6 protein-coding genes and 1 rRNA gene are annotated in these 8,625 nt (G+C 69.5%); all 7 read right to left on the bottom strand.

The window, feature by feature from the left end; translation table 11 throughout:
• Window positions 1-89: ribosomal RNA gene (locus BMZ18_RS17925) — 16S ribosomal RNA — on the bottom strand; the annotation flags it as partial.
• Between the two features lie 543 nt (window positions 90-632).
• Entirely contained in the window at window positions 633-1,901 is a 1,269-nt protein-coding gene (gene tyrS, locus BMZ18_RS17920) for a tyrosine--tRNA ligase (protein WP_068365804.1), read from the bottom strand.
• The gene (locus BMZ18_RS17915) at window positions 1,898-2,530 is read right to left on the bottom strand and encodes a DNA-3-methyladenine glycosylase (protein ID WP_074922356.1); all 633 of its coding nucleotides are present in this window, start codon (window positions 2,528-2,530) and stop codon (window positions 1,898-1,900) included. The genes tyrS and BMZ18_RS17915 overlap by 4 nt, the downstream gene beginning before the upstream one ends.
• Before the next feature lie 47 nt (window positions 2,531-2,577).
• On the bottom strand, window positions 2,578-2,799 hold the full coding sequence (locus BMZ18_RS17910) for a Trm112 family protein (RefSeq protein WP_068101601.1): 222 nt from the start codon (window positions 2,797-2,799) through the stop codon (window positions 2,578-2,580).
• A 33-nt stretch (window positions 2,800-2,832) separates the two neighbouring features.
• Window positions 2,833-5,817: an AMP-binding protein gene (locus BMZ18_RS17905; protein WP_068365813.1), complete on the bottom strand. Its 2,985-nt coding sequence runs from the start codon at window positions 5,815-5,817 to the stop codon at window positions 2,833-2,835.
• A 139-nt stretch (window positions 5,818-5,956) separates the two neighbouring features.
• The gene (argH, locus tag BMZ18_RS17900; protein WP_068365805.1) at window positions 5,957-7,399 is read right to left on the bottom strand and encodes an argininosuccinate lyase; all 1,443 of its coding nucleotides are present in this window, start codon (window positions 7,397-7,399) and stop codon (window positions 5,957-5,959) included.
• On the bottom strand, window positions 7,396-8,622 hold the full coding sequence (locus BMZ18_RS17895) for an argininosuccinate synthase (RefSeq protein WP_068101606.1): 1,227 nt from the start codon (window positions 8,620-8,622) through the stop codon (window positions 7,396-7,398). The genes argH and BMZ18_RS17895 overlap by 4 nt, the downstream gene beginning before the upstream one ends.
• Between the last annotated feature and the right edge of the window lie 3 nt (window positions 8,623-8,625).

The raw sequence follows: 8,625 nt of genomic DNA, 5'->3' as shown, positions 1-8,625 counted from the left end.
GTGTACCCCGAAGGGCCTTACCGTTCGACTTGCATGTGTTAAGCACGCCGCCAGCGTTCGTCCTGAGCCAGGATCAAACTCTCCGTTGAAGACTCCAATCACACCACCGAACACCTACCACCGAAGCAGCAGGCACCCGAGCAGTGCAATCAACACTAAAGAGCCGAATCCAGCAATAAAACTCACGCCAGCACACCAAAAAATGTACTGACAAAACCGATCCTCCCCCGACGGGAAGAAGGAGAAGAACCGGAACCAAAAAAATTTGGCACTGACATTCATCGACACACTGTTGAGTTCTCAAAGAACACACGCACACCACCACCGACCCACCACAGGTGAACCGGATCCGGGGCAACCGTTCCAGACTAACCGGAGCTTCGGCGGGCGGTCAAGGACCGCGTCACCGGAGTTCGATTAGGATGTCAGAGCCGGTGGGGAGCGGCCTCGCGGCTCGCTCTCCGTGTCCGTCTCGCTCTGACTCGACAAAAGTTACGCGCCGGATAACGGCGCGTCAAATCCGCTGGTCGCCATGCCGTCGGAGCCGCGTTTTCGCAGCTCGGCGGCCCCGGCCCGGGCTACAGCGCGCTCCCGAGACCGGACCACCGACCTGTGACCCCGGCCACCCGAGGTCACGGAGCGCGGCGGACCCCCGCCATGTTTTTCTTGCCCCGTCGCAGCACGAGCCACTCGCCGTGCAAGAAGTCGGTCGCGTCGGGTCGCCAGTCCTCCTCGGCGATCTTCCGATTGTTGACCGAGGCGCCGCCCTCCTTGAGGACTCGACGCGCGGCGCCCTTGCTCTCGCACAGCCCGGACGACACCAGCAGGTCGACGATCGTGGGCTGCTCCCCCGCGTGGACCTCGACCACGCCGGCCTCGCGAAGCGCTGCGCCGAGCGTGTCCGGATCGAGTTCGTCGAGATCCCCGCGGCCGAAGAGTGCGCGGCTGGCCAGTTCGACCGCAGCGGTGTTCTCGGCCCCGTGGACCAGGGTCGTCATCTCGGCCGCCAGTCGCCGCTGCGCCTCACGTGCCTGCGGGCGCTCCGCCGTCGCGGTCTCGAGCTCCGCGAGTTCGTCCCGGCCGAGGAACGTGAACCACCGCAGGTACCGCACCACGTCGGCGTCGGCGGTGTTCACGAAGTACTGGTACCAGGCGTACGGCGACGTCATCTCGGGGTCGAGCCAGAGGCTGCCACCCCCGGTCGACTTGCCGAACTTCGTTCCGTCGGCGGCCGTGACCAGGGGCACCGTCATCGCGTGCACGGCGGCCCCGTCCACGCGGCGGTTCAGGTCCACGCCGGCGACGATGTTTCCCCACTGATCCGAGCCACCCACTTGAAGCACGCATCCCAGTTCTCGGCGCAGGTGCAGGAAGTCGTTGGCCTGAAGCAGCATGTAGCTGAACTCGGTGTAGGACATGCCGTCCGACTCGAGTCGCTTCTTCACCGTCTCGCGCGCGAGCATCACGTTCACCGAGAAGTGCTTGCCGAGGTCGCGCAGGAAGTCGATCGCGGTGAGCTGCCCGGTCCAGTCCAGGTTGTTCGCCATCACCGCGTCCGCGGGTGACCCGGTATCCAGGTCCACGAACCGCGACAACTGGCCGCGGATGCGGTCGGCCCAGTCGGCCACCGTGTCCGCCCCGTTCATCGTCCGCTCCCCGACGTCGCGCGGATCACCGATCAACCCGGTGGCACCGCCCGCGAGAACGACCGGACGATGGCCGGCACGCTGGAACCGGGCGAGCACGAGCAGAGGCACCAGGTGGCCGGCGTGCAGACTCGGTCCGGTCGGGTCGAAGCCCGCGTACAGCGTGATGGGTTCCCGCGTCGCCTCGGTCAGGGCCTCGATGTCGGTCGACTGGGCGATCAATCCGCGCCAGGACAGTTCCTCGATGATGCTCACGACGGCTGATCTTTCCGCATGACCGGGGGGTCGACCACATCCGCCCGCACCGGTGCCCGCGGGCTGCGCCGATAGGTGGACACCGCGGGATCGCCCGGGATCCAGAAGCGCCAGGGCACGTCCGCCGCGGAACTGACCCCGACGCGCGGACCGGCGACGCAGGCCACCTCGGCACCGAGGTGGAAGCGAACCGGCGACTCGGACGACGCGAGGTCCAGCCCGTTGTGCTCGAGCGTCAGGCCGAGCGCGGACCCGAGATTCCCCGGCCCCCGTGCCCGTCCGGGTCCACGCGCCGACCCGCGGCGCACCGCCACCGCTCCGTCCCCGTCGATCACCTCACCGGCTCGGACGAGCACGGCCCCGGCGACCCCGTCGGACGCACACACGATGTTCGCGCATCGGTGCATCCCGTAACTGAGGTAGACGTAGAGCCGGCCCGCCGGACCGAACATCACGGAGTTCCGCGGTGTGGGTCCGCGGAACGAGTGCGCCGCCGGATCCGGCCACGGTCCGGCCGGGTCACCCCCGTACGCCTCGACTTCCACGATGCGCACGGCGACGTCGCCGTGGCGGAGGACGCCGCCCAGGATGCGCCGGGCGGCCGTGACCGGGTCGGACCGACCGAGCACGGACGCGAGGTCCGTGTCGGACGCGTCGTCCGCATCGCCCTCCGAGGTCAGACCGCGGCCTCCGGCTCGACGGCGCGCGCGAGGATGTCGGCGTGTCGAGCATCGTCGGCATCGCGAGCATCGTCGACGAGCAGCACCGGAATACCGTTCTCGATCGGGTAGATGCGGCGCAACCGAGGGTTGTAGAGCAGCTCGTCCTGGATCAGCAGCAGCGGACCCTTGTCCTGCGGGCACGCCAGAATGCTGTGCAGGCGGGCGTCGACACTCATCGGAACTCCTGTGCTCGGGGGAATGCTGTCACCCTACGATCCCGAGCGGCCGACGGACGAAGCACCCGCCGACGTCGAGAACCGGTCCGCCGCGACCGCCTTGGTCAGGCGGCGGTACTCCCCCGATCCGTCGGCGTAGAAGGCGCGCGGGCCCGGCGCCGGCAGTCCGGCGGCGCGCAGAGCCTCGTCGACGGGCCGGAACGCGGCGCTCACCGGAATGTCGGCCACCACGTGGACGAGGTCCGGTCGCTGCTCCGCGGGCAGCGCGGCCAGTGCCTCGCCGACGGCCCGTGCTCCGAGACTCATCCCCGGACGCAGCGTCACGGCGCACACCGCCCACTGCTCGCCGGGATCGCCCACGCCGTAGGTCACGGCGAGGTCGACCTGGTCGAGGCCGGACACGGCGTCGACGACGGGCTGCGGGTAGACGGGCCCGTGCGCCGTGAGCACCACCGACCGCTTGTTGCCGAGCAGCCAGAAGTCACCGCCCTCGTCCCGGCGGAACATGAGTTCGGTGGGTGTCCAGACGTCCCCCGCCTCGAACACACCGCGCATGTAGGAGCCGCTGACGTCGTCGAGTCCGGGACGTCCCAACAGGACGCCGGGCTCGTCGTCGGCGCAGTCGCGGACGAACCCGTGATCGTCGGTGACGAACCGCGCGGTGACGGGGTCGTACGCCGCCAGGGCGACCCGCCCGCTGCCGGGGAGGGGACGGCCCTTCGACCCGATCTTGACGCCGGCGACGTTGGCCAACACCACGTCGCCCTCGGTGGAGGCGTAGAACTCGAGCACCCGGGCAGGGGCCAGGCGGTCGACCGTGCGTCGCCAGAGGTTCACCGGCATGCCGGACCCGATGAACAACCTGATCGGATGCAGCCGCGGCTCGGGAAGATCGGGGTGATCCAGGAGGTCTCGCATCATGGCCCAGGTGTAGGACACCACGGTCACGCCGTAGCGCTGGACCTCGTCCGCGAATCGCTCGGGTGCCAGCCCCCGCGAGAGCGCGATCCGTGATCCGCCCGCGAGCGCGCCGCCCACCGCGACCAGCAGCCCGGCCGAATGATGCAGCGGGGCAAGGCAGTAGACGGTGTCACTGCGGGAGAGCCCCGCCGAGCCGGCGGTGCCGAATGCCGACAGTGCCCACCGGTAGTTGGTGACGTATTTCGCGTCGAGGGTGTCCCCGGATCCGCTGAACAGGACGAAGGCGAGTTCGCGCGCGCGGCCCGGGTTGGGGACGTACCACCCCGGGAGGTCGATACTGCTCGGATCGACCTGCTCGAGATCGACCACGGTGTCCGACGTCGGGACCGACAGGGCGCGACTCTCGCCGCCGCCGAGGACCAACACCTCGAAGCCCAGGTCGACGGCCGAGTCCAGATTCTCCGGGTCGACGATCACCATCTCCGCACGGCCGAGACGCATCGCGACGCCGACGTCCGGTGAAGGCTGCACGAGGACGGCAACGGCGCCGATACGGGAGAGGGCGGCGACGGCTGCGAGCGCGCTCGGCCGGGTCTCCATCAGCACCCCGATGTGCATGGCCGGTCGGATTCCGTGCGCGATCAACCCGCGCACGACGTTGTCGATGCGCTCGTTCACCGCCGCGTACGAGTACACCCGGTCGTCGAAGACGAAGCACTCCGCCGACGGCGCACGACGGTTCTGTTCGGCGAGCAGGCGTCCCATCGACACCGGGGAGTGCGGCTGGAGCTGGCCGAGCCTGGCCAGCTTCGGCAGCGTGCGCACGGCTTCGGTCGAGATCTCTCGCGAGCCGCGGACCGCTCCGGCGGCGGCGGACACCGCGCCGCGGCCGATTCCGACCCCCACTTCGGCGATGGTCGCCGCGGTGTGGACCAGTCGCGCGCTGACCGACACCCCGCTTTCCGACGGGGGGTGGTCGTCGTACGACATCGCGCGGACCTCGAGGGGTCGCGGTCCGTTGCCCTCGCGCCAGTCGATCCACTTGGACGTGATCGGCCACGTCTGCGTCGCCGCCGTGCTGCCGACGACGAGGCCGAAATGACCGGCCCGCAGGTCCGCCTCGAACACCTGCGCACGCGGCGCGGCCCGTCGGATACCCCGAACCGCGAGCGGTTGGCCGATGTCGTCGACCTCGCCGACGAACGCGAGGATCGGGACCGTCAGCTCGGTCAACGACACGACCTTGCCCCGGATCGAGAACCCGCCGGTCATCATGCGGTTGTGGACGACGAACTGGGTCAGCAGTTCGGCCACCGCCGGGCCGGACCAGGCCACCCACCCGTCCATGGCGAGGAATCGACGCTGCGATTCGCGCGGCAGCAACGCATCTCGGTCGTGGAGCTGGAGCAGGAAGTCGATCCGACTCTTCACGGTCTTGGCCGGGTCGAGCAGTTGGAACCCGGTGCGAGCCATCCAGTCGGTCACCGCGAGCCGCGTGAACACGTGCTCCGCGAGGAACTCCGCACCGCGCGTGGCCACCCCCGCCGGGATGCCCAGTGGGAGTGCGGCGAGCGTGTCGACGGGACTGCCGAAGGTGACGATGCTGGCGATGTTGCGACTCGAGCGGTACGCAGCGGCCTGGTAGCAGAACATCCCGCCCTGCGAGTAGCCGGCGAGGTGCACGTCGCGACCGGTCTCCCGGGCCACGAGGTCGACGATCTCGCTGATCGCCACGATGTGGTCGGTCAGAGTGCGGTTCCAGCCGCCTTCCTCGGTGGCGGGCGAGCCGAAGTCGACCACCCACGGGTCCATGCCCGCGGCGTGAAGCAGGCCCACTCCCCCCTGATCACGGGTGACGTCGTACACGTCCGCCGCCATCATCATCGGCGGGACGAGCACGACCGGCGGTCCGGACGGGTTCTCGTCGGCGAAGTACCGACGCAGTCGGTACATCGGATCCCGCGCGACGACGGTGAACGACGACGGCACGGCGTCCGTCTCGAGCCCGCCGAGGCGGAGAACCTCGAGCCCGTTCTGCGCGGTGGCGACGACGCGACGCAGCGACGTCGTCACGGACCCGGCGTCGAAACCCAGCACCTGTTCTCCTCCGTCACCGAACACTGCGCGCACCGATCACCGAGCACGGCACGCACCGACCCACTCGCCGCCGGCGCCCCGCCACCGGCGGATCACAGCGTCTCACACCGGCACGGGGTCTCCCGCGGACTCCGCCGGATCAGGCCTCGGGCCACTCCCGCAACCGCGCTGCGAGCACCCGAACACCGGCCAACTGCTCGGCGACGCGGACCGGAGCGGTACCGCCGCGACTGTCTCGCGACGCGATTGACCCGTCGACGGTGAGCACGCTGCGCACCTCCGGACTCAGGGCCGGATCGATCGCGGCGAACTGGTCGTCGGTGAGCTGATCCAGCTCGCGTCCGCACTCCTCCGCGACGCGCACGCAGGCACCGGCGACCTCGTGGGCGTGCCGGAACGGAACACCCTGACGCACCAGCCATTCCGCGATGTCCGTGGCCAGCGTGAAACCGGCCGGCGCGAGATCCCGGAGGCGGTCGGTGTGGAACTCCAGCGTGCCGATCAGGCCGGTCAGTGCGGGCAGGAGCAGATCCAGTTGGAGCACGGAGTCGATCACCGGCTCCTTGTCCTCCTGCAGGTCTCGGTTGTACGCGAGGGGCTGCGCCTTCAACGTGGCCAGCAGACCGGCGAGATTGCCGATCAGTCGACCGGTCTTGCCCCGCGTCAATTCCGCCACGTCGGGGTTCTTCTTCTGCGGCATGATCGAACTGCCCGTGGACCACGCGTCCGCGAGTGTCACGTAGCCGTACTCGGGCGTGCTCCAGGAGACGATCTCCTCGGCGAGCCGAGACAGATCGACGGCGGTCATCGCGAGGACGAACGCCGCCTCCGCCGCGAAGTCGCGCGAGCTGGTCGCGTCGATGGAGTTCTCGGCCGACCCGTCGAACCCCAGTTCGGCGGCGATCTTCTCCGGGGACAATCCGAGCGAGGACCCCGCCAAGGCGCCGGACCCGTAGGGCGACACCGCCGCTCGCCGATCGAAGTCCCGGAACCGTTCGACGTCCCGCAGCAAGGGATGTGCGTGCGCGAGCAGGTGGTGAGCCAGCAGAACCGGCTGCGCCGCCTGCGAATGCGTCTTGCCGGGCATCACGGCGTCGGGGTGCGCCGCGGCCTGTCCGGCCAGCGCGTCGACGACGTCCAGTACGCCGATCGACACGCGGCGGACCGCGTCGCGGAGCCACATGCGGAACAGGGTGGCCACCTGGTCGTTGCGCGACCGTCCCGCCCGCAGCCGACCGCCCAGTTCGGGACCGACGCGCTCGATCAGACCTCGTTCGAGCGCGCCGTGCACGTCCTCGTCGGACTCGGCCGGCCCGAAGGCGCCGGAGTCGACGTCGGCGGCCAGCGCGTCGAGACCGGCGAGCATCGCCTCGAGGTCCGGCGCGGTGAGCAGACCCGCCGAATTCAGCACGCGCGCATGCGCTTTCGACGCTCGCACGTCGTACGGCGCCAACACCCAGTCGAAATGGGTGGACTTGCTCAGGGCGGCCATGGCGGCCGCGGGGCCGGACCCGAACCGGCCGCCCCACAGGGCGCCCGTGTTGGTGCCGTGCCCGGCGGCGCCGGTCGGCTGGTCCGTCACAGGTCCGACTGTCCCTGTGCACCGACGGCGCCGCGGTCCCGACGCGCGGCGATCTTCGACGACAGACCGTGCAGCTGCACGAATCCCTTGGCGGACGACTGATCGAAGGTGTCGCCGGCGTCGTACGTCGCGAGGTTGAAGTCGTAGAGCGACTCGCCCGAGCGTCGTCCGTTCACCACGATGGACCCGGCGTGCAGGACCAGGCGGATCTCACCGGAGACGTGCTGCTGGGTGTGCTGCACGAAGGTGTCCAGCGCGCCCTTGAGCGGGGAGAACCACAGACCGTCGTAGACCTGCTCGGCCCACTTCTGGTCGGTGTGGCGCTTGTAGCGACCGAGCTCGCGCTCGAGGGTGACATGCTCGAGCTCCTCGTGCGCGCGGATGAGCACCATGGCGCCGGGGGCCTCGTAGACCTCGCGGCTCTTGATGCCCACGAGTCGATCCTCGACCACGTCCAGGCGACCCACGCCCTGCTTGCCGGCGCGGGTGTTGAGCTCTTGGATGGCCTGCAGCACCGACACCGGGCGCCCGTCGATAGCCACGGGACGGCCCTTGTCGAAGGTGATCACCAGCTCGTCGGGCGCGGTGAAGTTGGCCGTCGGGTCCTCGGTGTAGTCGTAGACGTCCTTGGTCGGCGCGTTCCACAGGTCCTCCAGGAAGCCGGTCTCGACGGCACGGCCCCACACGTTCTGGTCGATGGAGAACGGGGACTTCTTGGTGACGTTGATCGGGATCGCGTTCTCCTCGGCGAAGGCGATGGCCTTCTCGCGGGTCCACGCGTAGTCGCGCACCGGCGCCAGCACGTCGAGTTCCGGTGCGAGCGTGTTGAACCCGACCTCGAAGCGCACCTGGTCGTTGCCCTTACCGGTGCAGCCGTGCGCGACGACGGTGCCGCCGTGGGCGCGTGCGTTGTCGACGAGGTGCTTGACGATCAGCGGGCGGCTGATCGCCGAGACCAACGGGTACCGGTCCATGTACAGGGCGTTCGACTGGATGGTCGGCAGGCAGTACTCCTCCGCGAACTCGTCGCGGGCGTCGACCACCACGGACTCGACGGCGCCGCAGTCGAGTGCTCGCTGGCGGACGACGTCCATGTCCTCACCGCCCTGGCCCAGGTCGATCGCGACGGCGACGACCTCCTTGCCGGTCTCGCGGCCGATCCAGCTGATGGCGACGGAGGTGTCGAGTCCACCGGAGTAGGCGAGGATGACGCGTTCGGCCATGAG

Source organism: Rhodococcoides kroppenstedtii, from assembly GCF_900111805.1.
Lineage (GTDB): Bacteria > Actinomycetota > Actinomycetes > Mycobacteriales > Mycobacteriaceae > Rhodococcoides > Rhodococcoides kroppenstedtii.
The sequence above is the reverse complement of the archived record's forward strand: the minus strand, read 5'-3'. Positions and strand labels throughout refer to the sequence as shown.